This is a genomic window from Clostridium hydrogeniformans DSM 21757 (genome assembly GCF_000686705.1).
In the GTDB taxonomy this organism is placed as follows: Bacteria; Bacillota; Clostridia; order Clostridiales; family Clostridiaceae; genus Clostridium_Z; species Clostridium_Z hydrogeniformans.
The window spans coordinates 168438-195276 of record NZ_KK366005.1 but is presented as its reverse complement, the minus strand read 5'-3'; the positions used below and the strand labels follow the sequence as shown (position 1 = coordinate 195276).

At 30.7% G+C, this 26839-nt stretch carries 25 protein-coding genes and 1 pseudogene; 21 read left to right on the top strand and 5 right to left on the bottom strand.

Annotated elements, in window-relative coordinates; translation table 11 throughout:
- From BR69_RS22340 to BR69_RS0117990, 7 genes and pseudogenes are all read left to right on the top strand, one after another.
- Positions 1-1698 (top strand): annotated as a pseudogene (locus BR69_RS22340) (collagen-like protein); the annotation flags it as partial.
- A 344-nt stretch (positions 1699-2042) separates the two neighbouring features.
- Positions 2043-3137, top strand: a complete 1095-nt coding sequence (locus BR69_RS0118015) for an ATP-dependent 6-phosphofructokinase (RefSeq protein ID WP_027634456.1) — start codon at positions 2043-2045, stop codon at positions 3135-3137.
- Between the two features lie 269 nt (positions 3138-3406).
- Positions 3407-3979, top strand: coding sequence for a cyclase family protein (locus tag BR69_RS0118010; RefSeq protein ID WP_027634455.1), 573 nt, complete (start codon positions 3407-3409; stop codon positions 3977-3979).
- Between the two features lie 12 nt (positions 3980-3991).
- Positions 3992-4453, top strand: a complete 462-nt coding sequence (locus BR69_RS20820) for a MarR family transcriptional regulator (RefSeq protein WP_051623678.1) — start codon at positions 3992-3994, stop codon at positions 4451-4453.
- Positions 4454-4659: 206 nt separating this feature from the next.
- Positions 4660-5331 carry a non-canonical purine NTP pyrophosphatase gene (locus tag BR69_RS0118000; RefSeq protein ID WP_207640786.1) on the top strand — a complete coding sequence of 224 codons (672 nt, stop codon included), beginning with the start codon at positions 4660-4662 and terminating at the stop codon, positions 5329-5331.
- 18 nt (positions 5332-5349) lie between these two features.
- A complete protein-coding gene (locus tag BR69_RS0117995) occupies positions 5350-5907 on the top strand; it encodes a putative glycolipid-binding domain-containing protein (RefSeq protein ID WP_027634453.1) in 558 nt (185 codons plus the stop codon).
- Positions 5908-6124: 217 nt separating this feature from the next.
- Positions 6125-7570, top strand: coding sequence for a hypothetical protein (locus BR69_RS0117990; protein ID WP_027634452.1), 1446 nt, complete (start codon positions 6125-6127; stop codon positions 7568-7570).
- 223 nt (positions 7571-7793) lie between these two features.
- On the opposite strand, the gene BR69_RS0117985 is transcribed toward BR69_RS0117990, so the two are convergent.
- Positions 7794-8408 carry an HD domain-containing protein gene (locus BR69_RS0117985; RefSeq protein ID WP_027634451.1) on the bottom strand — a complete coding sequence of 205 codons (615 nt, stop codon included), beginning with the start codon at positions 8406-8408 and terminating at the stop codon, positions 7794-7796.
- A gap of 121 nt (positions 8409-8529) precedes the next feature.
- Between BR69_RS0117985 and BR69_RS0117980 the strand changes: the two genes are divergently transcribed.
- From BR69_RS0117980 to BR69_RS0117970, 3 genes are all read left to right on the top strand, one after another.
- Positions 8530-9078, top strand: coding sequence for a GNAT family N-acetyltransferase (locus tag BR69_RS0117980; protein WP_027634450.1), 549 nt, complete (start codon positions 8530-8532; stop codon positions 9076-9078).
- A gap of 224 nt (positions 9079-9302) precedes the next feature.
- Positions 9303-9773, top strand: a complete 471-nt coding sequence (locus BR69_RS0117975) for an NUDIX hydrolase (RefSeq protein WP_027634449.1) — start codon at positions 9303-9305, stop codon at positions 9771-9773.
- Between the two features lie 74 nt (positions 9774-9847).
- Positions 9848-10606: a class I SAM-dependent methyltransferase gene (locus tag BR69_RS0117970; RefSeq protein ID WP_027634448.1), complete on the top strand. Its 759-nt coding sequence runs from the start codon at positions 9848-9850 to the stop codon at positions 10604-10606.
- 418 nt (positions 10607-11024) lie between these two features.
- Here BR69_RS0117970 and BR69_RS22020 read toward each other — a convergent pair whose 3' ends face one another.
- On the bottom strand, positions 11025-11192 hold the full coding sequence (locus BR69_RS22020; RefSeq protein WP_027634447.1) for a hypothetical protein: 168 nt from the start codon (positions 11190-11192) through the stop codon (positions 11025-11027).
- 620 nt (positions 11193-11812) lie between these two features.
- On the opposite strand from BR69_RS22020, the gene BR69_RS0117960 reads away from it, so the two are divergent.
- The 3 genes from BR69_RS0117960 to BR69_RS0117950 all read left to right on the top strand — a co-directional run bounded on the left by BR69_RS0117960 (position 11813) and on the right by BR69_RS0117950 (position 15882).
- Entirely contained in the window at positions 11813-13147 is a 1335-nt protein-coding gene (locus tag BR69_RS0117960; protein ID WP_027634446.1) for a DUF4179 domain-containing protein, read from the top strand.
- 751 nt (positions 13148-13898) lie between these two features.
- Positions 13899-15323: a serine hydrolase domain-containing protein gene (locus BR69_RS0117955; RefSeq protein WP_034850106.1), complete on the top strand. Its 1425-nt coding sequence runs from the start codon at positions 13899-13901 to the stop codon at positions 15321-15323.
- A 154-nt stretch (positions 15324-15477) separates the two neighbouring features.
- Complete coding sequence (locus tag BR69_RS0117950; RefSeq protein WP_027634444.1) at positions 15478-15882, top strand: hypothetical protein; 405 nt, start codon at positions 15478-15480, stop codon at positions 15880-15882.
- 137 nt (positions 15883-16019) lie between these two features.
- Here the strand turns inward: BR69_RS0117950 and BR69_RS21290 are convergent, their stop codons facing one another.
- On the bottom strand, positions 16020-16706 hold the full coding sequence (locus BR69_RS21290; protein ID WP_051623677.1) for a GNAT family N-acetyltransferase: 687 nt from the start codon (positions 16704-16706) through the stop codon (positions 16020-16022).
- A gap of 109 nt (positions 16707-16815) precedes the next feature.
- Positions 16816-17100 (bottom strand): hypothetical protein, encoded by a 285-nt coding sequence (locus BR69_RS0117940; protein WP_027634443.1) that lies wholly within the window; start codon positions 17098-17100, stop codon positions 16816-16818.
- 284 nt (positions 17101-17384) lie between these two features.
- Here BR69_RS0117940 and alr point away from each other — a divergent pair, with 284 nt between their 5' ends.
- The 6 genes from alr to katG all read left to right on the top strand — a co-directional run bounded on the left by alr (position 17385) and on the right by katG (position 25586).
- Complete coding sequence (gene alr, locus BR69_RS0117935) at positions 17385-18545, top strand: alanine racemase (protein WP_027634442.1); 1161 nt, start codon at positions 17385-17387, stop codon at positions 18543-18545.
- A gap of 377 nt (positions 18546-18922) precedes the next feature.
- Positions 18923-20377 carry a MocR-like pyridoxine biosynthesis transcription factor PdxR gene (gene pdxR, locus BR69_RS0117930; protein WP_027634441.1) on the top strand — a complete coding sequence of 485 codons (1455 nt, stop codon included), beginning with the start codon at positions 18923-18925 and terminating at the stop codon, positions 20375-20377.
- Positions 20378-20881: 504 nt separating this feature from the next.
- Positions 20882-21301 (top strand): acyl-CoA thioesterase, encoded by a 420-nt coding sequence (locus BR69_RS0117925; RefSeq protein WP_051623676.1) that lies wholly within the window; start codon positions 20882-20884, stop codon positions 21299-21301.
- Positions 21302-21503: 202 nt separating this feature from the next.
- On the top strand, positions 21504-22466 hold the full coding sequence (locus BR69_RS0117920) for a helix-turn-helix transcriptional regulator (RefSeq protein ID WP_027634439.1): 963 nt from the start codon (positions 21504-21506) through the stop codon (positions 22464-22466).
- Positions 22467-22562: 96 nt separating this feature from the next.
- Entirely contained in the window at positions 22563-23192 is a 630-nt protein-coding gene (locus tag BR69_RS0117915) for a type 1 glutamine amidotransferase family protein (protein ID WP_027634438.1), read from the top strand.
- A gap of 198 nt (positions 23193-23390) precedes the next feature.
- Positions 23391-25586: a catalase/peroxidase HPI gene (gene katG, locus BR69_RS0117910; protein WP_027634437.1), complete on the top strand. Its 2196-nt coding sequence runs from the start codon at positions 23391-23393 to the stop codon at positions 25584-25586.
- 204 nt (positions 25587-25790) lie between these two features.
- On the opposite strand, the gene BR69_RS22510 is transcribed toward katG, so the two are convergent.
- On the bottom strand, positions 25791-25976 hold the full coding sequence (locus BR69_RS22510; protein WP_479723103.1) for an IS3 family transposase: 186 nt from the start codon (positions 25974-25976) through the stop codon (positions 25791-25793).
- A gap of 116 nt (positions 25977-26092) precedes the next feature.
- On the opposite strand from BR69_RS22510, the gene BR69_RS22505 reads away from it, so the two are divergent.
- Together BR69_RS22505 and BR69_RS0117905 are read left to right on the top strand one after the other, a co-directional pair.
- Positions 26093-26209: a DUF6273 domain-containing protein gene (locus BR69_RS22505; RefSeq protein WP_423219693.1), complete on the top strand. Its 117-nt coding sequence runs from the start codon at positions 26093-26095 to the stop codon at positions 26207-26209.
- A 153-nt stretch (positions 26210-26362) separates the two neighbouring features.
- Positions 26363-26839 (top strand): pyridoxamine 5'-phosphate oxidase family protein, encoded by a 477-nt coding sequence (locus BR69_RS0117905; protein WP_027634436.1) that lies wholly within the window; start codon positions 26363-26365, stop codon positions 26837-26839.

Below are 26839 nucleotides of genomic sequence, written 5' to 3'. Positions count from 1 at the left end.
CAGGGACCAACAGGACCACAAGGAGCACAAGGTATCCAAGGACAACGAGGAAATACAGGACCACAAGGACCAGTAGGACCACAGGGATTACAAGGAGTAACAGGTCCACAGGGACCACAGGGACCGCAGGGTGTTCAAGGAGTACAAGGACCAACAGGACCGCAGGGACCACAAGGGCCAACAGGACCACAAGGTGCACAAGGAATTCAAGGTTTACAAGGAAATACAGGTGCACAAGGACCAGTAGGGCCACAAGGACCACGAGGCGCAACAGGACCGCAAGGACCACAAGGACAACAGGGGCCACAAGGACCGCAGGGAGTGCAAGGGCCAACAGGACCACAAGGTGTGCAGGGACCAACAGGACCACAAGGAGCACAAGGTATCCAAGGACAACGAGGAAATACAGGACCACAAGGACCAGTAGGACCACAGGGATTACAAGGAGTAACAGGTCCACAGGGACCACAGGGACCGCAGGGTGTTCAAGGAGTACAAGGACCAACAGGACCGCAGGGACCACAAGGGCCAACAGGACCACAAGGTGCACAAGGAATTCAAGGTTTACAAGGAAATACAGGTGCACAAGGACCAGTAGGGCCACAGGGACAACAAGGAGTAACAGGACCACAGGGTGTGCAAGGGCCTCAAGGAGCACAAGGACCACAAGGAATTCAGGGACCAACAGGAGCACAAGGTGTGCAGGGACCAACGGGACCAACAGGACCACAAGGAATCCAAGGGGTAAGAGGAGCAACAGGAGAGCAAGGACCGGTAGGGCCACAGGGGCCACAAGGTGTAACAGGACCACAAGGACCGCAAGGACCTCAAGGGGTACAAGGGGTTCAAGGACCAATAGGACCTAGAGGACCGCAGGGACCAACAGGACCAACAGGACCTCAAGGAATTCAAGGAAACACGGGAGCACAAGGAGTTCAAGGACCACAAGGAGTGACAGGACCAACAGGACCACAAGGACCACAAGGAATACAAGGACTTCAAGGAATACAAGGACCACAAGGAGTAACAGGACCACAAGGAGCTCAAGGAATTCAAGGGGTTCAAGGACCTACAGGACCACAAGGACCTCAAGGACCAACAGGACCAACAGGACCACAGGGAATACAAGGGGTCCAAGGAATACAAGGTGTGCAAGGAGCAACAGGACCACAAGGACCACAAGGAATTCAGGGTCTACAAGGACCGACAGGACCACAAGGACCTCAAGGAATACAAGGACCAACAGGGCCAACAGGATCAACAGGAGCTACTGGAACAATGTCAACTCCTAATGGAAGTCTTGTAAGAAGGACACCACAAACCATAGCTAATTTAGGAGCAGTTCAATTCCCTATGACTGGAGCAGTATTAAATAATGTAACCTTCAATGGTGTAGATGGATTTATAATCAATGTTCCAGGAAACTATTATGTCACTGCATTAATTATGCCTGTAGCATGTCAGGCAAGTCCAATAGGTCTAGGAATAGGACTTAATGGAAACCCATTACCAGCTATAGATGGAGCTACCTATGGAGTTTCAGTAGGACAACAAACCATAACCTTTGGAGTTACTGGTGATATACCAGCAGGAACAGTATTAAGGGTATATAATCTAAGTGGACAAACTATAACTATTGGTGGAGATACAGGAGAAACTCAAGTATCAGCTAGGTTCACCATATTTAAAATTTCTTAATTGATAATAAAGGTCTATTTAATATAAAATAAAAAAATATAAAAACCCAGTAGGATTCCATATTCTGCTGGGTTCCTTTTAGTTTTAAGTTTAATATTAGTTAAGATCCTTATCGCATTGGGGAAATTATATAAGCATTTATGAAGTACTATGCTTTTAATATATATTATTAGGTAAAGTAATTGAGGGAATAATAAGGGAAAAGTATTTTATTTAATGTGTATTTTAATAAGAGATATTATATTAAAAAATAAGAATTAATATGACATTAGTATTTATATATGAAAGAAGTTCTGCATAAATTATATTAAGGCAAATTCATATATGAATAAGGGAGTGTTAATATGGGTGAGAGAAAAAAGGTGGCAATATTAACTGGAGGGGGAGATTGTCCAGGGCTTAATGCAGTTATATCATCTGTGGTAAAGACAGCTATACTAAAATATAAATATGAGGTTATAGGATATAAGTTCGGGTATAAGGGACTTTATTTAAATGATTATGTGAAATTAGATTTAAATTCAGTTTCAGGAATACTTCATAAAGGAGGAACCATATTATATTCATCAAATAAGGACAATCTGTTTAATTATTCAGCTGAAGAGAATGGAGTTATGATAAAAAAGGATGTATCTAATGTAGCAGTTCATAATCTTCAGAAAGAGGGAGTGGATGTACTTGTAGTAGTAGGGGGAGATGGAACATTGACCTCAGCTAGAGATTTTTATAGAAAAGGTATAAATGTTATTGGAATACCTAAAACCATAGATAATGACCTTGCTTTAACAGATTATACCTTTGGATTTCAAACCTCTGTTAATGTAGTGGCAGAAGCTCTTGGAAGACTTCATACTACGGGAGAATCTCATCATAGGGTGATGGTACTTGAGGTTATGGGAAGAAATGCAGGATGGATAGCTCTTTATGGAGGACTAGCAGCCTCAGCAGATGTTATATTAATACCAGAAATTCCTTATGATATAACAAAGGTTGTGGAAAAGGTTAAAGAAAGGGATAGAAATAATAAATCCTTTACTATAATAGTTGTGGCTGAAGGAGCAAAGCCTATAGATGGACAGATAGTTGTAAGTAAAATAATAGAAGATAGTGAAGATCCAATAAGACTTGGAGGAATAGGGCAAAAATTAGCAATGGATTTAGAGAGACTTATTCCTCATCATGAAATAAGAAGTACAAATCTTGGACATATACAAAGAGGTGGAGATACAAGTCCTTATGATAGAATATTATCCATAAGATATGGAACTCAGGCAGTGGAACTTATTAAAGAAGAGAAGTATGGTAATATGGTTTGTTTAAGGGGGAATGAAATAGGATATGTATCTTTAGAAGATGTTATAGGAAAAATAAAGAATGTTAACGTAAATGGCAGTGTAATGAATGCAGCTAGGAGTGTTGGAATATCTTTTGGAGACTAAAACCTATAGAATTTGAATAATTTAAATTTTAGAGGGTGCCTTTTGGCACTTTCTTTTTGTTGTATTTAATATTAGATATACTATTATATTTTTAGAACTGAGATAACCAAGAAATTTATATTAAGGTATAAATGAAGAAAATTAACCATTATAGTAAATTATAAAATGAGTTTAGAGTTATATCTTAGGCTACAAATAAACAAAAAGGTTGACGAGGAAACAAAAAAGAATTAATATTGTTTACAAGGAAATAATAAGGAGGAGAAAACATGATAGATATAACTTTAGAATTAAAAAAGGATAATAAGATTTGGAATGGGGTAGGAGAAGATAAGGATAGGTTATTAAAATTAGGACATATTGGAACCCATATAGATGTATGTAATAAGAGTAAGGTTCCTTTAGATTATTTTAAAACAAGAGGGATACTAGTTGATTGTAGTAATTATAAGGAGAATGAGGAGATAGGTATTGAGGCATTAGAAGGTATAAAAATAGATGAGGCTGAATTTATTATATTTAAAACAAATATACAAGAAAAGTATGAGTATGGAAGTGAGGGGTATATAAAAGACCATTGTTATCTTAGTTGGAAAGTTTTAGATTATCTATTAGATAAAAAGGTGGCTTTTATAGGAATTGATTGTGCGGGGGTTCGTAAGGGGAAAGAACATTTTGAAGCAGATGTAAAAGCAGAAAAAAATAATACTTATATTATTGAAAATTTAAGTTTAAATACATTAAAATGTAAGAAGGGAGACAAATTCAATGTGTATACTATGTGGATAGAGAACCCTTTTTCTACAGGGCTATCTACTAGGGTTTTAGTAGACATAGATTAAGGAGTAGATATAATGAATGATAAGTTACTTTTAGAAAAATTAATAGAGGTATTTCAACTTTTTGATGAATATAATGAAAAAGGATTTAAGGAGTGCTATGATAATCTAAATGTGAATGAAGTACATACTATTGATTATATAGGAAGTAATGACTTTACTAATGTGACTAAAATTACAGATCACCTAAAGATAACTAAGGGTGGTGTGACTAAGATTACGAAGAGATTAATAGAAGGAGGATATATATATCAGTATCAGATAGAGGGAAATAAAAAAGAAAAGTATTTTAATCTCTTAGATAAGGGAGAGACGATATTTAAGGAACATAAAAAAATTCATATGGAAGCTATGGATGAGGATAAAAAAATTTTTGAAAAGTTAAATCTTGATGAAAAAAATACTGTTTCAAAATTCTTAGACTTATTAAAAACAGATTTAAATAGAAAACTAGGATCTCTTAATAAGGATATTTAAAGATTAGTATTTTTTATATCTTAACAATAGATATAAATACTCGTTAGATTAGTATCAGTTATAAGCTCTTAGGATGATATATTATTTATATTTAGAAGATAAATTTTCTAAGCTTTGGTTAAGGGTAGGTTCTAAGTTTAAGAAACCTTTCCCTAAAGCTTAGAATTTTTATATATTATTAATATTTATTTAGGGGGATATTTTAAATGAATCATATAGAATGGGACAAGGAGAAAATTAGATTATTATATGGTACTAGCAATCCTTCAAAATTAATGTTCATGAAGGAGATAGTTAAAGAATTAAATATAGAAGTCATTGGGTTAAAAGAGTTGAATTTAGAGTTAGATTCAATAGATGAGAGTGGTAATAATCCTTTAGAGAATGCTAGAATTAAGGCTTTAGCATACTACGAAGCTTATAAAAAGCCTGTATTTTCCTGTGATTCTGGACTATATATAGAAGGGATAGAGGAATATAGGCAACCAGGAGTCCATGTTAGAAGAGTTCATGGGAAGACTTTAAATGACGAGGAAATGATAGAGTATTATAGTGCTTTAGCTAAAGAACTAGGTGGGGAAATGAGAGTAAAATATAAAAATGCCATATGTTTAGTTATGGATAAGGAAAATATCTTTTGTTATGATGGAGAGGATATAGGTTCAGAGGAGTTTATCATAGGATCAAAACCACATAAAAATAGAGATAAAGGATTCCCACTAAATTCTCTTTCAATACATATAGACAGTGGAAAGTATTATATGGATATTAAGGAAAATGATTATGCTTTAAATAAAAACTGCAAGGAAAAATCTATGCTTCAAGACAATGGGTTTAGAAAGTTTTTCAAGTCATCTATATTAAAGTATTATAATTAATTATATTTAGGAGGATTTATGAAAAAGGATATAGTATGGAAAGGGTTAGAAGTATTATCTTTAGAACATTTAAATATAAACTATGAAAAGGACTATATAAAGATGGACTCAGTTATAGTTAAGGAAGATGTCCCATTACGTATATATTATGAAATTTATTGCAATACTCATTGGGAAGTAAAAAGAGTTAATATAAAGAGAAATGATAATGAATTAAAGAAGATATTTATAACATCAGAGGAACAAGGAATATGGAAGTATGAAAATGGGGAAGAGGTAAATGATTTAAAAGGGTGTATAGATATTGATATATCAGCAACACCTTTTACTAATACACTTCCTATAAAAAGGCTATCTTTAAATGAAGGAGAAAGTAGAAATATAAGAGTTGTTTATATTGATGTTGATAACTTTACTTTAAAATCAATGAAGCAGAGATATACCTATATAAGTAGTAGTTTAGAAGGCTGTAAATATAAATATGAAAACCTAGAAAGTGGTTTTAATGAAGAGATTATTGTGGATAAAGATTCTTTAGTTGTGGATTATCCTAATTTGTTTAAGAGGATTAAGTAAATTCTTTAAACTAAATTGTTTATAAGAATATAATGATTATTAGACAAATGAACTAATTTATATAAGAAAACTAATAGTAATTAAAAGAGAAATTGTTAATCTTAATAAATTATAAAAGTTTATTAGTTTCTTAGAACTTTTTATAATCTATAAAAGAAATTAAATTCTATAAACTTAAGAGGGATATATATGTTAATAAACGGAGGATAAAAGCACTATGAAATTTAAATATGATTTTTCAACACACTCACAAAATATAGATAAGCTAAATAAAATCATAAGGCTACTACAAAATAATTTAGAAGAGTACAATATTAAAAAGGCACTAGATTTAATAAGTAGTTTCAGTGAAGAGAATAAAGAATATATGAATTTAGATAGGCTCAATATGTTATTAGACAAGCTAGGTAATATATTGAGCTTATTTCATAGTGACAAATTTAATGAGAAATATATAAAGAAAGCAAAAGATATTATTTATGAGGATATATTACAATTTTTTAAGGAGTTCATAGAGGAGTATAAGGTGAATTTATGGTTTAAGGGAGAAGATAAATATAATTTAATTGGGGAAGTAATAAATAGTTCTATTAATTTTAAAGGAAATTATAATGAAGATTATCTAATAGATAAGAAGGATAAAGAATTTGATATATTAATCTTTAGTGAAAGGACATCTTCTCACAATGAGGAAAAAGAACAATTTGATCATATAATTTACTATGATAGATTAATAGATGAAATGTTCAATAAAACTTCTCAAATCTATAGTAGAAACCATGATTATAATTTTTTAGTTAATACAATTGAAAAGGCAAAGGATAAAAATACAGAGGTTATTATAGCAGGATCATCTTATTCCCTATATGGAATAGATGAAAAGCTTCTAAGTAAGGCTGCAGTTAATTTATCTTTACCATCACAAGATTTATATTATTCTCTAGAAATAATGAAAAATATAATAAAGGAAAATAATAATATAAGATATTGCATTTTAGGGCAATTTTATTATTGTTTTCATTTTGATTTATCCAAATCAATAAATAATGAGGTCTCTAGAATTGAAAATGTTTATTATCCAATATTTAAGGACAGTCATAACTATAATTATGGTTATGATAAAATAGAATATTTACACTATTATTGTGATGAGATAACTAAGTTTATTTTTAATTTAGAAGATATATATTATAAGTTTATAAAACTTATATATAAGGCTGATGGAGGATATTTTACTCCAAATTCCAATAGACAATGGACAAGTCTTTTAAGGGGGAGGGATTTAGTCTCTTTAAGTGAAGAAGAGAAGGTAGAAGGGGCGAAGTGGAGAGCTGGATGTCACAATAAAATGCTTATATATGAAGAGACAAAGAAGGAGAATATTGAAGTATTAAAGGTGTTTTTAGATTTTTGTAATCATAGAAATATACAACCTATAGTATTAATACTTCCAGCTACAAAATATTATAGAGATTATTTTAGTGAAGAATATAAGAAGCAATTTTATGAAGGAATAGAAGAATTACAAAACAAGTTTAATTTTAAACTAATGGATTTTTATGATTCAGAATTATTTCAAGAAGAAGATTTTGTAGATTTCGATCATATGAGCGATAAAGGAGCATATAAGTTAAGTAATATTTTAAATGAATATATGATATAGAGCCAATCTTCTTTCAGATGGTGTTCTTTCCACCATCTGAAGGTTAGATAAGCTCATCTAAAGTTGTCGCGACTGTTATCCCACACACCTTTTAGAAGATGGGGGTGTTAAAGCTTATAGCCATCAAATAAAGTTAATTGGAGCTGTGGCACTAAAAAATTTACATACAATATATTGTAGTATTTATTCTTAGTGCCACAGCCCCAATTAGTATAAATAGCAGTTAGTCACATTTAATTGACTCTACATCTATGCCATTAGATTTAAGTTTTTCTTTTGCTTCATTTTCTATTATATCCTTAAGTTCTATTAAGGCAGGTTCAAACTCTACATATTGTCCCAGCATAAAGCATAGACTATGTTCAATATCTATCCAAGTAGAGAAGTCAGCTTCGTTATGCTGCACTTGAACTTCTAATTTATCTAGAGCATTTGCTATTTTAGCCTCATAGGAAGTCTTGTTTTCGAATTCTATCCATATATTATATAGCTCTTCTCCAAGGTCCATGCCTAAGGTATTTTTAATATTTTCTATTGCTTTTAACTCATTTTTAGCCTTAAGGTTTTTTAATTCCTCATTATTCATTATATCAAAGGCTGGTACATCCCCTGCTTCAGCCTCCACAAGGTCATGGATTATAATCATTTTCAATAGTTTCTCCATATTAACTGGTTTAGATAAATTTTTTTCTATTAGTACTGCCATTAAAGACATTCTCCAAGTGTGCTCTGCTACACTTTCTTGCCTTCCACTTGAAAGCCAGCTATGTCTTAATTCATTCTTTAGCTTTTCAGCTAGGGAGATGATCTTAAATATATCCTTCATATTAGATTCCATAAAAAATTCCTCCTATATATCCCTAGTAATATACTTAACATAATAGCATATATAAAGCAATTTATACCAGGGTGTATGGTATAATATATGGAATAAATGCATCAAGTAGGGGAGTGAGGTAATGATTTATTTTGAAACTGAGAGATTAATATTTAGAAGTTGGAAGAATGAAGATTTAGAATTCTTTAAGGAAATGAATAAAGATCATAGAGTAATGAAGTATTTTCCAAAAGTTCTTTCTAATGAAGAAACAGAAACTTTTTATAATAAAATTCAGGATGAATTTAAGGAAGAAGGATATGGACTTTATGCAGTAGAAACAAAGGAAAAGGGTGAGTTTATAGGTCTTATTGGATTTCATAAAGCTACTTTTAAGGCAGAATTTACTCCTTGTGTTGAGATTGGATGGAGACTAAAAAAAGATGCCCATGGAAGTGGATATGCTACAGAAGGGGCAAGGGCTTGCATAGAATATGGATTTAGGGAGTTAAAATTTGAAAAGATATATAGCTTTACAGCTAAAATAAATCTCCCATCCCAAAATGTAATGAAGAAAATAGGGATGAAAAAGGTAATGGAGTTTAATCATCCTAATGTAGGAAAAGAGAGTGAATTATATGGACATGTACTATATGCAATAGAATTAAAAGATTGGAATATATCTGAGTAGGAAGTTTCTAAGGACAAGAATTATAGAGGTAAGTTTCTTATTTTGAACACTAATTTAAGTAAGAGATGGACTTATAAAGTTTTATAGATAAAGTGGAAGTTACTTTAGAGGATAGTTTTATTTAATATAAGGTATAAGATGTAAAGATATAATTAAATTATAAGAATTATGTATTTAAGATTACAAGGCATTCATAATAATATAATTTAGGAGGGCATATGTATATGATTAATTTTAAAATTGATGATGGGCTCTTTAACTTTAGGGTAGCAGGGATTTTAATTAAGGATAATAAGGTCCTTATACATAGGTTAACCAGTGATGATTTTTATGCTTTTCCAGGAGGAAGGGTGGAAATTAATGAATCAACAGAGAATACAATTATTAGAGAAATGGAAGAAGAACTAAACCTTAAAGTAAATGTAGATAGGCTTCTTTGGGTATGTGAGCATTTCTTTACCCATAAGAAAGAAAAATATCATGAAATTTGTTTTTACTATTTAATTCAAAGTGAAGATAATAGTATTCTTCAAAGAGGAGAAAGATTTAATCTAATAGAGGAAAATAGGGAATTTGAATTTAAATGGGTTAAGCTAGAGAATCTAAAAAATGAAGTTCTCTATCCTACCTTCATAAAGGACAGAATTGAAAACCTACCAACTACTATTGAAAGAGTTGTAGATGTGGAAAAGTAATAGGATTTGTGGACAAAAATTTTATGTTGTGGATAGTTTAAAGTTTAATTTATAATTGTGTGAGGTATTCTAATATGAATGAGAAAGAAACAAATTCTAAAGAGAGATTTAGTAATCGTGTAGACAATTATAGTAAATATAGACCTAGTTATCCTAATGAAATAATTGACTTTTTAAAGGAGACCATAGGACTTACTAAGAATTCAGTAATTGCCGATATAGGATCAGGGACAGGGATTTCATCAAAGATATTTTTAGATAATGGAAATACTGTATATGGAGTAGAACCTAATGATAGAATGAGAGAAGAAGGAAATAGATTCTTGGAGTCTTATAATAATTTTTACTCTATTAAAGGATCATCTGAAAGCACTGAATTAAAACAAGAATCTATTGATATTGTTGTAGCTGCTCAAGCTTTCCATTGGTTTGATCCTAAGCCAACTAGGGAAGAATTTCTAAGAATACTAAAGCCTAATGGAGTAGTTTTATTGCTCTGGAATAGAAGGATAGAAAACAGTGACTTTATGAAAGCCTATTTAAAACTTTTAAAGGAATACATGAAAAAATTAAAAGTTAGCTCAGATAGTAGAGTTATACCAGAGTTTTTTAAAGACAGACATATAGAGAAAAAGGTTTTTTATAATCCTTATAAATGTGATATTAAAAGGTTAAAGGGAGAATTAGCTTCTTATTCTTATATGCCAAATGAAGATGATCCAAGATTTAATTTTATGATGAAGGATTTAGAGAGCATATTCAATAAATATGAGTATAATGGAAGTGTGGTTCTAGAATATGAAACTGAGGTCTATTATTGTAATATAAAGTAAAGTTTCTCACTAAAAAGTATGTTATTTTGAAGGTGAAGCTAATAATATTCATGTTAATTTAAACTATATAGTTCTTATAATTATGAAGATTATAAATTAGATAGATATTCATTACAGATTAGAAGAATAATTCAGTGTAAAAGTTATATTAAGGCTTCGTTATAAGACTATATTAGAAAAGTTTTACTTGAATATAAGTATAATATAAGAAATAACATATAAATTTTATAAACTAGGTTTATTTTTCATGGAAGTTTGATATAATGATATTAAGGAAGTATATAGATTATAGAGTTTAAGACTTCTAGTTTTTAAATAAAAATGCTTAGTGCTGTAACACTAAGCATCCTTAGAACGTTTTTGGTTTTAGGGCTATCGGGTAAAATTAATTTTGAATATTAATTAAAAATAAAAGCACTTAATCTTCGTCGGATGGAGTGCTTTTTTCTTTGCTTTTGATTTCTATATCAAGACCTAAGATTTTCACTGTGATCTTCAAATAGCTGAAAAATATATTGTTTTTCAAGGTTATTATAATAAGAACGAGTATCATCATTCCTATAAAAAGCATCTCAAGCATACCCAATACCACCCCCTGAGCAATAAAATAATAATTAAATAGCCCAAGGAGGAAAACGTACAACCTCCACAGCCATCCCTCTGTGGTATCTGCATTCTACTAGGATATTATACCATAATTTGCTAATGGGATAAATAGACATATGTTAGCAAATTAAATCTGTACTTAATTTATTATATGATTAAGAGTTTACTATGGTGTTTTTATTATTAAAACTAGTCCTAGATATGAGGAGAATAAAGCAATTAGCTATTTTGTATAGTTGGTTAGTTTTATTGAATTTTATAGTTTTATAAGATGAATTTTACTCATTAGGAACTTAAGTGGGAAATTATAATTCCTTTAAAGATTAACTATATCCATAGGATAAAGCGAGTTTTATAGTGTATAAGAAATTTATAAATTTGTAATAATATTGAAATGGTATTGAAGTAACTAGAAAATATTATAGTTTATAATAAACCATATGCTAAGTTATATTTTAGAGATAATATTCCTAAATTATTTATTAAACAGCATGAAGATATGTTAGAAGATTTGCTTAATAATAACATAGGTGTATTTAAGTAATTGGAAGAAGAAAGTCATTAAAAAAATATATTTAATGGAATGGGGGGTAACTAGAAATGGAGGAAAACAGTTCAAATTCATTCTCAGAAAATAGAGAACATAAAAAGAAAAAAATGATAAAGATATTAGTCACAGCTGCATCAATAGTTTTCATATTTTTAGGAGCATTAATATATAACAACCCTGTATTTGCAAGCGAAATACCCTTAATAAATACTGTTATACTAAATACCTATAAATTTGATGAGAATGTGATTAAAGCAGATGGGATAAGTATTACAGATTTCTCAGAGATAGATAAGCCAATAGTACTTGAAGATAGTGGGGTAACAATAATGGTTAATTCATTGGTGTATGATGGAGATGTAATATATATGAATTATGATGTTATAAAGACAGATAAGGATGTAGAGTTTAAATATAAGGAAATGAGTAATGAAAAAGTTTACATTAATAACAGAGAGGTTTTGGGTGGAGGGAGTTACTTTTATGATTATGAGAAGGACAAGGTATCTATTAAAAGAGAGATAAGAATGGATGATATAGGGGAAAAGAAAATAGATAGTTTTAATTTTAGGATAGATATAAAAGAGATATTTGGAGTTAAAGGAGATTGGAGCTTTAATGTTAATTTATCTAATGAGAAGTTTAAAGAATCTAGTGTTGAAAGTGAAGTAAATAAGTTAATTAGATTAGATAACTCGGTTTTAGAGATAAAAAAGGTTTATCAAGACCCTATTAACACTAAGATAGAGTTTTATTCACCTAAAAGTTTTGGGGATAAGGAGAAGATTATAATAACAGCTAAGAATGGAAAGGAAATTAAACCTTCAAGTATAAGAGATAGAATAGAAAGCTTAAGTGGTACCAAAGGAGTAATAAATATAAGCACTAAAGATATCATAGAAGCTGGAGGAAGTGTCACATTAAATGTTATGACTAGTATTAAAAAAACAGATAATGAGGTTATTCCCTATGAACTGTCCTTTCATAAGTTTTATAACCTAAAAGAGGTTGCCTTAGGAGAAAAGAATATAGTTTTAGACCAAGGAGAATTTGGAGAGGTAACCGTAGAAGATACTAAAGTGGGAGAAGATAAAGTTTCCCTTGTAGTTAAGTGTAATAATGAAAATATTAGATATGTTATTAGGTCCCTTGCAAGATTATATGACAAGGCAACAGATGGGAAAAGTTATGATAACTATTCTAATTGTAAGGTAGATGAATTAGGGGATGGAAGATATTTGATTGAGCTATCCTTATATGCAATAAATAATAAAATGGCAGAAGGAATATCAGATAAAAAGATGAAGAACCCCTCCTTGGTGTTTACAAACCTTGGAGAGATTTATAATTATAAGCCACAAGTATTTACCATAGATTTTAAATAGGACTATTATATAGGATTCCTAAATATAAAATTAACTTATACATGCACTTAAATACTTTAAAAACTTAGATCTTAAGTAATGCATAAGATAAGTTTTGAATCAAAATCCCTATAATACCTATTTAAATACAATAGTTAGGCTTATTAAAATTAATATCTTTTATATTTATACAAAATATTGAAATATAATAAAATAATGGTATAATATAAGGTGTTAATAAAATTCTTATAAGGAGGATAAATAGATGTTAATAGTCACCTGCTAGTTAAACTTTGATTAAAAAGTTAAGAAATAATGTACATTACCTAACTATAATTAGGTTTATTTGAGTACTTTATTTTTAAAGCAGGTAGGTAACATCTTATTTATAGTCCTAAAATTCATTTGAAATATATAGGCATAGAATAATAAATTTTGTAATCTATATTTAAGGAATGGTTAATCTATCCTTTAAATTTAAGATGGATTATGGGGAAAAATTATTATATTTTGTTTGAGATTTTATCTGATGGATATAAGCTGTAACACCCCTAGCCTCTAAAGGTGGGGATAACAGTTTGTACGCCCCTAGATTAACTCATTTAATATACAAAATATGGAATAGAAAAGGATTTTCAGACTGTAAGATGGGTTAGTGCCTTCTTGCAGTCTTTTTAATTTTAAAGTACAAATTTGTACAACTTTAAGACTAAGTTAGAACAACAGATTAATTTAATCTATCAAATAGGAAATAAAAATAGGGGGTAAGATTATGGATAGTAAAATTATAGAAAAATTAGATAGTGTAATAGAAAGGTATATGGATTTAGAAGCATTTCCAGGAGTGTCAGTAGGGGTAGTTTATAATAAGAAAATTCTATATACAAAAGGCTTTGGGGTGAAAAATATTTCTACAAAAGAACCTATTACTGAACACTCATTATTTCATATGGCATCAGTATCAAAAACTTTTGTGTGCATTGGAATAATGCAACTAGCTGAAAAAGGTAAGATAGATTTAGATGGTGCTTTAGTAGATTATTTACCATATTTTAAGTTAGATGACTCAAGATATAAGGAAATAACTATAAGACAGTTATTAAGCCATACTTCAGGGATGCCAGATGAAGAAGACTATGAGTGGGATAAGCCTCAATATGATGATGAGGCTTTAGAAAGATATGTTAGAAGTATTGAGGGTAAAAAACTTATGTGGAGTCCAGGAGAAAAATTTGCTTATAGCAATATTGCTTATGAGATTTTAGGAGATGTTATAGCAAAGGTGTCTGGAATGTCTTTTGAGGATTATATGAAAAATAATATACTAAGTCCCCTTAACATGAGTGAAAGTACCTTCTTTAAGCCAGAAACTTCTAAAGATTTATTAACAACGCCTCACGTTATAGGAGCTAGGGAAGGGTATGTTCCAGTAGTTAGTGAGATTTTTCCTTATAATAGATATCATGGACCAAGCTCCACACTATATTCTAATTTAGTAGAACTTTGTAATTATGCCATAGCAAATCTTAATCATGGTAAATTCAAGGATTCTATTATACTAAAAGAAGATAGTTACCTAGAAATGTGGAAAGAACATAGTGAAACTGGATGGATAAAGAAAAATTCAAATGTTGGATTAACCTGGTTTCTAGGAGAATATAAAGGATATAGATTTATTTCTCATAGTGGATTAGATACTGGATTTATGAGTATACTGGCACTTGTACCTGAAAAAGGAGTAGCTGCAATTATAATGACAAACTCAGATTATATTGGCACAGGTGAACTCCTTAATAGTACTCTTAATATAGTTTTAGAAGAGGAAGAGTATATAATGCAAAAATCTCTTGTTCACCATCTTAATAGTGTGCTATTTAAGAGGGGACTTGAGGAAGCCTTAAAGGAATATAATAAAATAAAGGATACTTCTATGGAGGATTATTTCTTGAATGAAGGTGAGTTTGATTTTATAGTATGCAATCTTTTAGAGATAGGGCAATATGAGGAGTCAATAAAAATCCTTGAGATGGCAACTAAGATATTTAAGGATTCAGCAAATCTATTCTGTAGACTTGGGGAAGTTTATTTAGATCAGGAGAATAAAGAAGCAGCAATTATTAATTATAAAAAGTCACTTGAAATAAATCCTAACAACTTAGAATTAAAAGAATTGTTAGAAAAGGTTATGAGTGAGTAGTAAGTCCTTAAGATTATTTATCTTAAGGATAGGAATATAAGAAAAAATATTTATTAAGATAAATACTTTCAATTAGAATCTTTTCAATCAACAGCTAGAATAATAGCATGGACCATTTCAAATATTTTATTATAAGAAGTTAGGTGGCATATAAATGGAGCAAAATGAAAAGTTAGATTTATTAGAGTACAAGGTTAGACTTATTCATTCAATAATTACAAGTATGGATGATTTTAAACATGATTTTTTTAGTTTTATAATTGATCATAATCTAACAGAAAGCCAAACAAGTCTTATATTAAAAGCTTTATCTATATTAAAAGATAGAATAGATGATGGGGAGGTATTAGAAATTACCCGAAGCTTATATAGTGGAATAGAAGAATTGAGAATATTAATGATTAACAATAAACCATCTTTTAAGGAATTTCAAGATTTCATAAGATTGAAAGTAGATGAAGATATTAATACTGAATATTTACTTAAAAGTTTGCAAAGGCAAAAAATAAATGTTAAGGTTTGTGAATTTTTACTTGAAGATTGTAAAAATAAAAGTTAGATAATAAAATAGGAGGAAAATAAGTACTATATTTTCCTCCTATAAAATAATTTATATTCCACTAACTAATGGGGCAATAGGTCTTCATTCAAGCTAATGTAGTTATAAAATTGCAACTTATATAGATATAGCTTTAGCTACATATCCACTGAATAATATTCAACCCAAACTGGGACAAAACCAGATTTAAGAGCCACTGAGGTGGAGGCGAGATTAGCACTCCAGGTGGTATAGTAGGGTAACATACCACGTCTTTCAATTTCATCAGCTAAAGTTTTTACAAGGTAAGAGGCAAGTCCTTTATTACGATATTCTGACAAGGTATATATTCCAATTTGCCATAAGTTTTTCATACCATCATCAGCCCCTGCTAAGGTAACAAGCTGATTTTCTTTATATGCTCCTAAGGCAATAACATCATTTAGGTAGTTTAGTGCATTATCAAAACCTTTGTGTGCATATAGGGTATTAATATTAGTTTTATCAAAGAGTTTATATTGAAAGCTCTTAGGTTTATGAATAACTTTACTATTATCAAGATATAAGTATCTATTATGTTCACCAGCAAGCTTTTTATTAAATTCTCTTAGTTTTGTTTCAATAGTAAATAAATTTTCCCCATCCATTATATCCTGGCTAGAGGTCTTAGAAAAAGACTCTATACACCATTTATATATAGATGGATGTGCTTTAATAACTACATTTTTACCAAAGGTAACTATCTGAAAGAACTTATCTTCAGACTTAATAAACACATTTGGATCGCATTTCCATTTAACTGCAAGCTCCTCTTGTACTGAGGCTATCTTACTCCATTTATCCATTCTTTATTACTCCTCTTATATACTAATATAAATTATATTTATCTTGCCGCAATATAATAATTAAAAAGGGTACTTCATAACTATATTATCATTTTTATTATCTTCTTATCTATGGTTGTTTCTTTTCTTCATTATATAATAAATTTGCATTACAATATGGACATATTACCTCATCAACATTTTTAATATTAAATCTCATGGGCAATCTTTTTTTACAAAATGGACACCTCCAAAATACTAATGATATTAATATATATATTATTAGGAGGGTACTACCCATAATTGTTAATACTAAACTATTTGTAAGAGATCCCAAAAATAAAGCTATTATTGAACTAAATAAAAAATATAAAGCTACACTCCTATACTTTAATACATTTCTTGTTTTATTCATTTATAAAATCCCTCCCTTATACTTTATGATGAAAAGATTTAGCTACAATTAATCTTTTTAATTGAAAAATAATTCCTTATATATACTATTCTAATTTAAAGTTTATTACTATCAGAATTAATTATATATTCTTTATATTGGCTAAAATAATTTTTATAAAGTAGAAGATCCTATTATATTAAACCACTATAGTATAAATTTATCCTTGTAGTGGTTCTTTTGTTTATAGTATAGTTTTCTGTATAATACTATTATGAGTAGATACTATAGTTAGAGGTGTAAATATGAATGCAAACATTAGACCAGTATGGGCTGAAATAGATTTAGATGCAATAGCACATAATATGAAGGAAGTTAAGACATTATTAAAGGATAAAGAAATAATAGCAGTAATAAAGGCAGATGCTTATGGTCATGGAGCTATTGATGTGGCTCCAGTATTATTAGAAAATGGGGCTACAAAGCTTGCAGTAGCAGTTATAACAGAGGCTATGGAGCTTAGACATGTAGGAATAGATGCTCCTATAATGATATTAGGTTATACACCTATAGATTTTGCAAAAGAGTTAATAGAAAATGATATAGAACAATCTGTATATAGCCTAGACTATGCAAAAGAGTTATCAGAAGAGGCTTTAAGGAGAGGTAAGAAAGCAAAAATCCATATTGTTATTGATACAGGTATGGGAAGACTAGGATTTTTACCTAATGAAGAAAGCTTTAAAGAGGTTCTAGAAATATGCTCATTAGGAGGACTTCAAGTAGAAGGTATATTTACCCACTTTGCAAGTTCTGATGAAGAGGATAAGGAATATACCCATGAGCAGCTTAGAAAACTACAAGAGTTTTGCAATAAGCTATCCCTTGAGGGAATAAATATAAATATAAAGCATGCAGCTAACAGTGGAGCCATAGTAGATTTACCAGAAACCTATTTAGATGGAGTTAGGGCAGGAATATTGTTATATGGATATTATCCATCCCATGATGTGGATATGAAAAAAATAGACTTAAAGCCAGCTCTTACATTAAAGACTAAGGTTGCTTATGTTAAAAAGTTAGATAAGGATATGTATATAAGCTATGGTAGAACCTTTAAAACAGAGAGAGAAAGTATAATAGCTACTCTTCCTATAGGTTATGCAGATGGATATTCAAGGCTTTTAAGTGGAAAAGTTCAAGTTATAATAAATGGTAAACTTGCTAATGTAGTAGGTAGAATATGTATGGATCAATGTATGATAGATGTAACAGATATAGGAGAAGTAAAGGTTGATGATGAGGTTATACTTCTTGGACAATATGGAGATTTAAACCTTGATGCAGACTATATAGCAGATATGATGGGAACTGTTAACTATGAAGTTATTTGTATGATTAAACAAAGGGTTCCTAGGGTATATATTAAAAATGGAGAGATTACAAAGATTAGAAACTATTTTTAGTATATAGGTTGTAATTTAGAATTCATAATTAGAAGTTTTAAATAAAAGATAAATCCTAATGATTATTTTCATTCTTTAAATGCACAAGCTTTTATGAAATATATGTAGACTTATTTATAATATGAAGAGCTCAGTTCAGTTGCAGCCTGGAATTCTTAAAAAATTTATTAAGTATAGGTACTTAAAGATTAGAGTTAATGAATATATGATAGAATAATATATAAGGAAATTTGAAAATAACTAGTTTAGATACTAGTTATTTTCTTTAATATACTAGTAAAAATTAAATTATTATATTTTATAATAGAAGGAATCTTCCTTCAGGTGGTGTTAAAGATTATAGCCATCAGAGAAACTTATTTAAAGGAGGTGGGGAGATGATTTTTTCATCCTTTAAAGTTAATTCAGAAGAGAAAATAAATGTTCAAATAGAAAATCATATAAAGGAAAGTATAGAAAGTGGAATTCTACAAAAAGGAAGTAAACTACCTTCCACTAGGGAAGTAAGTAAACTTTTAAAGATAAGTAGAAACTCTGTGATTACTTCCTATGAGAATTTAGAGAGTGAAGGCATTATAAAAAGCTTAAAAGGAAGAGGAACCTTTGTAGATACTGAGGCTAAAACTCTTAAGGGAGATTTGACTATTGATTGGAATTCTATGATTAATGATTACGGTAATCTATGTAGAGACCTAGATATAATAAAAACTGAGCTTCCTTGGAAAAGAGGAATGATATCTTTTAAAAGTATTTCTCCAGATGAAAGTTTATTTGATCTAGAGGAATTTAAAAGGTCCTTTTTAAATGTGTTTTCAATGGAAGGGGATAAGCTTTTAAATTATGGTTATGCAAAGGGATATAAGCCATTAATAGATTACATTAAAGATTACATGAAAAGAAAAGGGGTAAATATTGAAGGTAAGGATGTTTTAATAACCAATGGGTTTACAGAAGGCTTTGATATATTATTAAGCACCTTAACCAAAGAAGGGGATATTATAGCCTGCGAAAATCCCACTCATAATACAGCCTTAAAGATAATGAAGGCTCATGGACTAAGTATAGAAGGAATTCCAATGAATTTTGATGGAATAGATGAAATAGCACTAGAAAAGACTCTTAAGGAAAAATCACCAAAGTTAGTTTATTTAATACCTTCTTATCATAATCCTACAGGTATAGTGATGAAGGGAGAGAAAAGACAGCAGGTATATAAAATATGTGAAAAATATAAAGTTCCTATACTCGAGGATGGGTTTAATGAGGAGCTCTTATATTCAAGCACCCATGTTCCACCATTGGCATCCCTATGCTTAAAAGGCAATGGAATAGTATATATAGGAAGCTTTTCTAAAATTCTATTTCCAGGTCTTAGAATAGGATGGATATTAGCAGATAGTAGACTTATAGATACCTTAGAAAGTGTTAAAAGGGGAAGAACTATTCACTCTTCTTTCTTAGATCAAGCAGTATTTCATAAATATATGGAAAGTGGAGCTTTTACTAGGTATATGAAAAAGATAAGAAAACATTATAAGGATAAATACAACTTTACCTTAGAACAGGTGAAAAAGCATATTCCCCATGATTATATATTGGGGGAAGGTGGACTCCATATCTTCATTAAGCTTAAAGGAATCAATGGACGTGAAGTTTTAAAGCATTGTTATGAAAAAGGAGTAGTGTTTATGCCAGGAGATATATTCTTTAATGATAATAAGGGAGAAGATACTATAAGAATAGGGTTCTCAAGGGTAAATGAAGAAGACATTGAAAAGGGAATAAAAATAATTGGAGATGTGGTTAAAAATTTAAGTTTCAAAGAAAATTAAAAAGAATTTATTTATATGAGTGTTTATTTCTTACAGCTTGAATATGAATTGTATGAGAAGTATTTAGAGCCATTTATAATGTGTAGATAAGATATAATATTAAAAGTTTTATATAAGATAAATAAGCTACTTAAGGGATAAGCATTTCTTAAGTAGCTTTTGTATATATGTGAAAGGGAATGACAAGAATATAGAAGTAATTCTATGATCATATTAGATAATTATGGATATAAATGAAGGATTATTATAGGGATTTATAGTATATAAGAAGTTATATATGGTATATTAATGGAAAATAAGACTTAGAGTTATATGATAACCAGGTTACATAATGAATAGGTGTTTAAGTTAAATGAGTAGGTTTAACTTATATGAGATTTTTATTTTATATAATACTTATTTATACAAATCTATAGGGGTTATGGCTTAAATTTAAAGTGATAAGAAAATTAAAGATTAAAAATATTTATAGAATAAAAGATTTATTAAGGAAGGGGAATTTTTATGAGTATTACAAAACTTACAGTTAGGTATGCAGAGACTGATGCCATGGCGGTGGTTCATCATGCTAACTATTATTTATATTTTGAGGTAGCTAGAGAAGATTTAATTAGAGAATATGGGATTTGCTATAAAAAATTAGAGGAAGAGGGGATCATGCTTCCCCTTGTAGAGACTCAATGTAAGTATATAGAAGCAGCCAAATATGATGATAAGTTATTGGTAGAAGCTGAAATAATCGAGCTTACTCCAGTTAAAGTAAGGGTTCAATATATAATTAAAAGAGAAGAGGATAATAGGATTTTAGCTAAGGGAACTACTCTCCAAACTGTGGTAGACAGGAATACTTTTAGAATTGTTAGTTTGAAAAAGGCTAATAAAGAAGCATGGGATAAATTAAGCAGTGTTCATGGGGAGAAGTAAATTAAGGAGTTATGCTGTATAGATTGTTTATGTATAATTTTAGGATTGGATATGGAGAACCATACCACAAATAAATGAGGTTTTTACTCAAAGATATTAAAGATAAAAGTAATATAAAAACTCGGATAATAAGAATATAGACTATAAATAATAAGTTTAAATTTAATAAGTCTTATAGTATAGAATGAGGACGTGAAATTCCATGGCTAAAATTGATAATATGATGGCAATTATTTGGATGTTGAAATCTGGAGAAAAAGTTACTGCAAAGCAAATATCTGAAAAGTTAGAGATTAATATAAGGACTGTTTATCGTTATATTGATACACTTTCAGCCAGTGGAGTACCCATTATATCGGATACAGGTTATAATGGAGGATACACTTTATTGAATAATTTTATTGAAGCGCCTCTCTTTTTTGATGTCGAGGAGCAAACATCACTACTTCATGCAGCTATTTTTGCAAAAGAAGCAGGATATTTTTTGGATGAAGCATTAGAAAGAGCAACATCGAAGCTAAAAATGTATTCAAATCAAGAGCAGGAAAGAATGCTTAAGCAGTATTTAGAAGGAGTTGAAGTAATAAGTTCAATTGGAAAACCGCATATAGAGCCAGTATTGAGGAAGTTAGAGGATAGTATAGTCAATGAGTTATCTATAGAAATTGAATATCATACAAGTAAAGAAGAACAGTCAAAGTGTAGAACTATTGACCCATATGGACTAGTTTACTGGAGTAATAAGTGGTATATAGTAGGTTTTTGTCATATGCGAAATGAAATCCGTAGTTTTAGAGTGGATCGGATTTATAATATTGCCCAAACAAAGATTAAGTTTAATCGACCACAAGGTTTTTCAGCAAGTAAATTTTTTATGGAAAAACTATTGGGTTCAGTAAAAGATGATAAAAAGTTTATTTATTTGGTTATTGGCGGCAAGGCAAGTTCATTAGATAATTTATGCCAACATTGGTTTTTAGGACATTATCTTAAAGAGCGAACTTCAAATCAAGCTATATTTCTACTTGAAGAGGAAATGATTTACACATATGTACCATCTTTACTTTTACCATATGGTAAATCTATTCAAGTAATTAAACCATTAAGTTTAAAGAAAAAAATTATTGAAACTTTACTAGGATTAATTAAATATTATAAAGTTTAACAACTTCACTGACCAAAACTGTCAGTGAAGTTGTTTTATAATAAGTTAAGTAAAAAGCAAAGTTATTTTAAATAAGATATAAAAGGAGCGTATATTATGAATACAAAAAAAGTTTATCTTTATGTTTTTGATACTATGTCAGACTGGGAAATAGGTTATTTAACTGCAGAGTTAAACTCAGGAAGATATTTTAAAAAAGGGGTACAACCTATACAAGTAATTACAGTAGGAAATAATAAAAGTCCTATTACCACAATGGGAGGGCTAAAAGTATTACCAGAAACTTCTCTTGATGAATGTAATCTTAAAACTAAAGATGTTCTAGTTCTACCAGGTGGATTTACATGGACAGAATCAATCCATGATACTATATTAGAAAAAACTGAAAAAGCATTAATGCAAGGTTCTGTAGTTGCAGCTATTTGCGGAGCAACAGTAGGACTTGCAAAGAGAGGATTGTTAAACTCTAGAAGCCATACAAGTAATGATTTAGAATATCTTAAAATGGTAGTACCTAATTATATTGGACAAAAATATTATAAGTTTGAATCGACAGTGACAGATGAGAACTTAATTACTGCATCTGGAATAGCACCATTAGAATTTACTATGCAAGTATTAAAAGTGTTAGATGTATTTAAATCAGAAACATTACAGGCTTGGTTTAATGTCTATAAAATTCAAGAGCCAAAATATTTCTTTGAATTAATGGATTCAATAAAATAAATTGGGAAGAAATTAAAAGAAAATCAATTTAACAAAACTCACAAAATATCATTTGCTAATTTACTCATAGTACTAGTTATATATTTATATAATTTACTGTAATAGTATTTATATGAGAAAGATTACATTATCCACATGTACACATATATTAAGTAGGTGTGCAGGTAGGTAAAGAAGTAGAGTAAGGAGAATGATGTTATGTTAGAAGGGAAATGTCCAATGACAGGAAGAGTAAGCAAAGGAATTGCAGGTGGAGGGACAACTAATGAGTATTGGTGGCCAAATCAACTTAAGCTTAATGTTCTTCGTCAAAACTCAGAACTAAGCAATCCTATGTCTAAGGGTTTTAACTATGCTGAAGAATTTAAAAAATTAGATTATTATGAATTAAAGAGTGATTTATATAAGTTGATGACAGATTCTAAGGAATGGTGGCCTGCTGATTATGGTCACTATGGACCATTCTTTATTCGTATGGCTTGGCATAGTGCTGGAACTTATAGAATTGGTGATGGTAGAGGAGGTGGAGGGCAAGGATTGCAACGGTTTCCACCACTTAATAGCTGGCCAGATAATATAAATTTAGATAAAGCACGTCGTTTACTTTGGCCAATTAAAAAGAAATATGGAAATAAAATATCGTGGGCTGACCTTATGATATTGACAGGTAACTGTGCATTAGAATCTATGGGATTAAAGACAATTGGTTTTGGTGGTGGCAGAGTGGATGTTTGGGAACCACAGGAGGATATTTATTGGGGTAGTGAAAAAAAATGGCTTGGAGATGAGCGTGATAAAGATCATAAAAAACTTGAAAATCCTCTTGCTGCTGTGCAAATGGGCTTAATTTATGTAAACCCAGAGGGACCAAATGGAAACCCTGACCCTAAGGCATCAGTCAATGATGTAAGGGAAACATTCTCTCGTATGGCAATGAATGATGAGGAAACTGTTGCTCTTATAGCAGGTGGACATACTTTTGGTAAATGTCATGGAGCTGCATCACCGACTTATGTTGGACCAGAGCCAGAAGCTGCGCCTATTGAACAGCAAGGGATGGGTTGGAAAAATAGCTATAAAGCTGGTAAGGGTCCAGATACCATAAGTAGTGGGCTTGAAGGTGCATGGAAAGCAGAGCCTACAAAGTGGACAATGGGTTACTTAAAAACCTTATTTAAATATGAGTGGGAATTAGTTAAAAGTCCTGCAGGAGCATATCAGTGGTTAGCTAAAGATGTAGATGAAGAGGATATGGTTGTTGATGCTTATGATCCATTAAAAAAGCATAGACCTATGATGACCACAGCAGATTTAGCACTTATTAATGATCCTATTTACAAATCAATAGCAAAGAAGTATCTAGAAAATCCAAAAAAATTTGCTGAGGATTTTGCCAAAGCTTGGTTTAAATTAACCCATAGGGATATGGGGCCAATATCAAGATATCTCGGACCAGAAGTTCCAAAAGAAAGCTTTATTTGGCAAGATCCAGTGCCAAAAGCTAATTATAAATTGATTAATAAAAAGAATATTTCAGAGCTTAAGAAAAAGATTTTAACTTCAGGCTTGTCAATATCAGAACTTGTTGTAACAGCTTGGGAATCTGCATCAACATTTCGTGGTTCAGATAAGCGTGGAGGGGCAAATGGGGCAAGAATACGGCTAGAGCCACAAATACAATGGCAAATTAATGAGCCGGAAAGGCTTAGCAAGGTGTTAAATGCCCTAGAAAGAATTCAAATGAGTTTTAATAGTTCACATTCAAAGGAGAAAAAGATCTCTTTAGCTGATATTATTGTATTAGGTGGATGTGTTGGTATTGAACAAGCTGCGAAAAATGCAGGGTACAACATTATTGTTCCTTTTACTCCAGGACGAACTGATGCAACACAAGAGGAAACTGATATAGGAGCATTTAGTGTTCTTGAACCTAAGGTAGATGGATTTAGAAACTATATAAAAGATGAATATGCAGTAACATCAGATGAAATGCTAATTGATAGAGCACAATTATTAACACTAACTATTCCAGAAATGACAGTATTAATTGGTGGTATGCGTGTGTTAAATACTAATTATAAACAATCAAAGGATGGGGTGTTTACAAAGAGAGAAGAATGCCTTACAAATGATTTCTTTGTAAATCTTCTTGATATTAATACACTGTGGAAAGTGTTACCTGAAAATAAGGAAAAATTTATAGGGTTTGATAGAGAAACAGGGAGTAAGAAGTGGACAGCAACAAGAGTTGATCTTATATTTGGATCAAATTCACAACTTCGCGCAGTTGCGGAGGTATATGCATCTAATGGCAATGGGGAAAAGTTCATAGAAGATTTTGTAGCTGCTTGGAATAAAGTAATGAATGCAGACCGTTTTGATGTTGAAGGATAATTGAAAATAAGAGATAATACGTAGAATATAAAGTTCCTCTGCCATAAGTTATAATGTGGTTGAGGAATTTTTCTATTTCAATGATTTACCAAGTAATTTATGTGAGATATAATTATATATAATAATTATTAATCAATTCATAGAAAATATAAATTAATTATGTACTCAAATATAGCAAGTCTTGCAGCATCATAATCAAAACACTTAATAATATGCTCTTCTATTTTCTTTTTTAGATGATGGAGACCTGTACTTTTTTATTGTTATAGATTTTATCCCTAATTTATTCATCAAACGTTGAGTTTCCTTTATGCTAATAGTTATCCTTTTTGCTTTTAGATCTTTATTTATCTTAGTTACTCCATAACGGTTTTTGATGTCTTTATGGATTTTTAGTATTTCTTTCTAAATATTTTGATTTTCTAATTCTCTATTATTAGGTTTCTTATGCAGATATTTATAGTAAGAACTTCTTGATTACCTATTACAAAGAAAGAAGTGTTTAAATGGAAGATATTATAGAACAACGTCCTTACCATGATGCTTATAAAGATATAACATGGGATGACTTATCGTTAAGAAAATATCTTAAGGGTGAATTTTATGACAATTTCAACATGTAAAAGCCGTGTACATCTTCGGGACTGACGGTAATATAGGTATCCAAGACAACAATATATTGAAAGGCAAAATCAGCGATGGCAAATATACAGGCGGCATTGGTACCGCTTTGTGGCTAAAGCTGGAATAATATATTTAAAAGGAGAGATTTTAAAATGATTAAATACGAAAACGCTATGAAACTTATGGAGGAACGTTGTGGAAATGGTAAAGAAGAAGTTATTGCCCTTGCCACAATATCACTATCCCCGAACGCTGCCGGTAATCCCCGCCCTGCTGTCCGCATGGTTTGCGCTTATTATGAAGACGGCGTATTTTATGTTTCTACGGACGCAAAAAAAAATAAAATGCTGCAAATTGAGAAGAACAACGAGGTTTCCGTTGGTGGGTTAGGTTGGTACGCTTTCCAAGGTACGGCTGAAAATCTCGGTTGGGTCAAGGACGAGAAGAATGCGGAAATCAGAGGGAAATTTAAAAAAATTTTTGATTGGTTCGATGAAGTTGGCGACGAAGACAATCCGAACTCAATCGTTCTGCGTATCTCCCTCACAGAGGGTACGGTTACTGACAACGAAAAAAAATACGGTGAATGTCAGTATGAAATTGATTTTATCAATAAAACGGCGAAATAA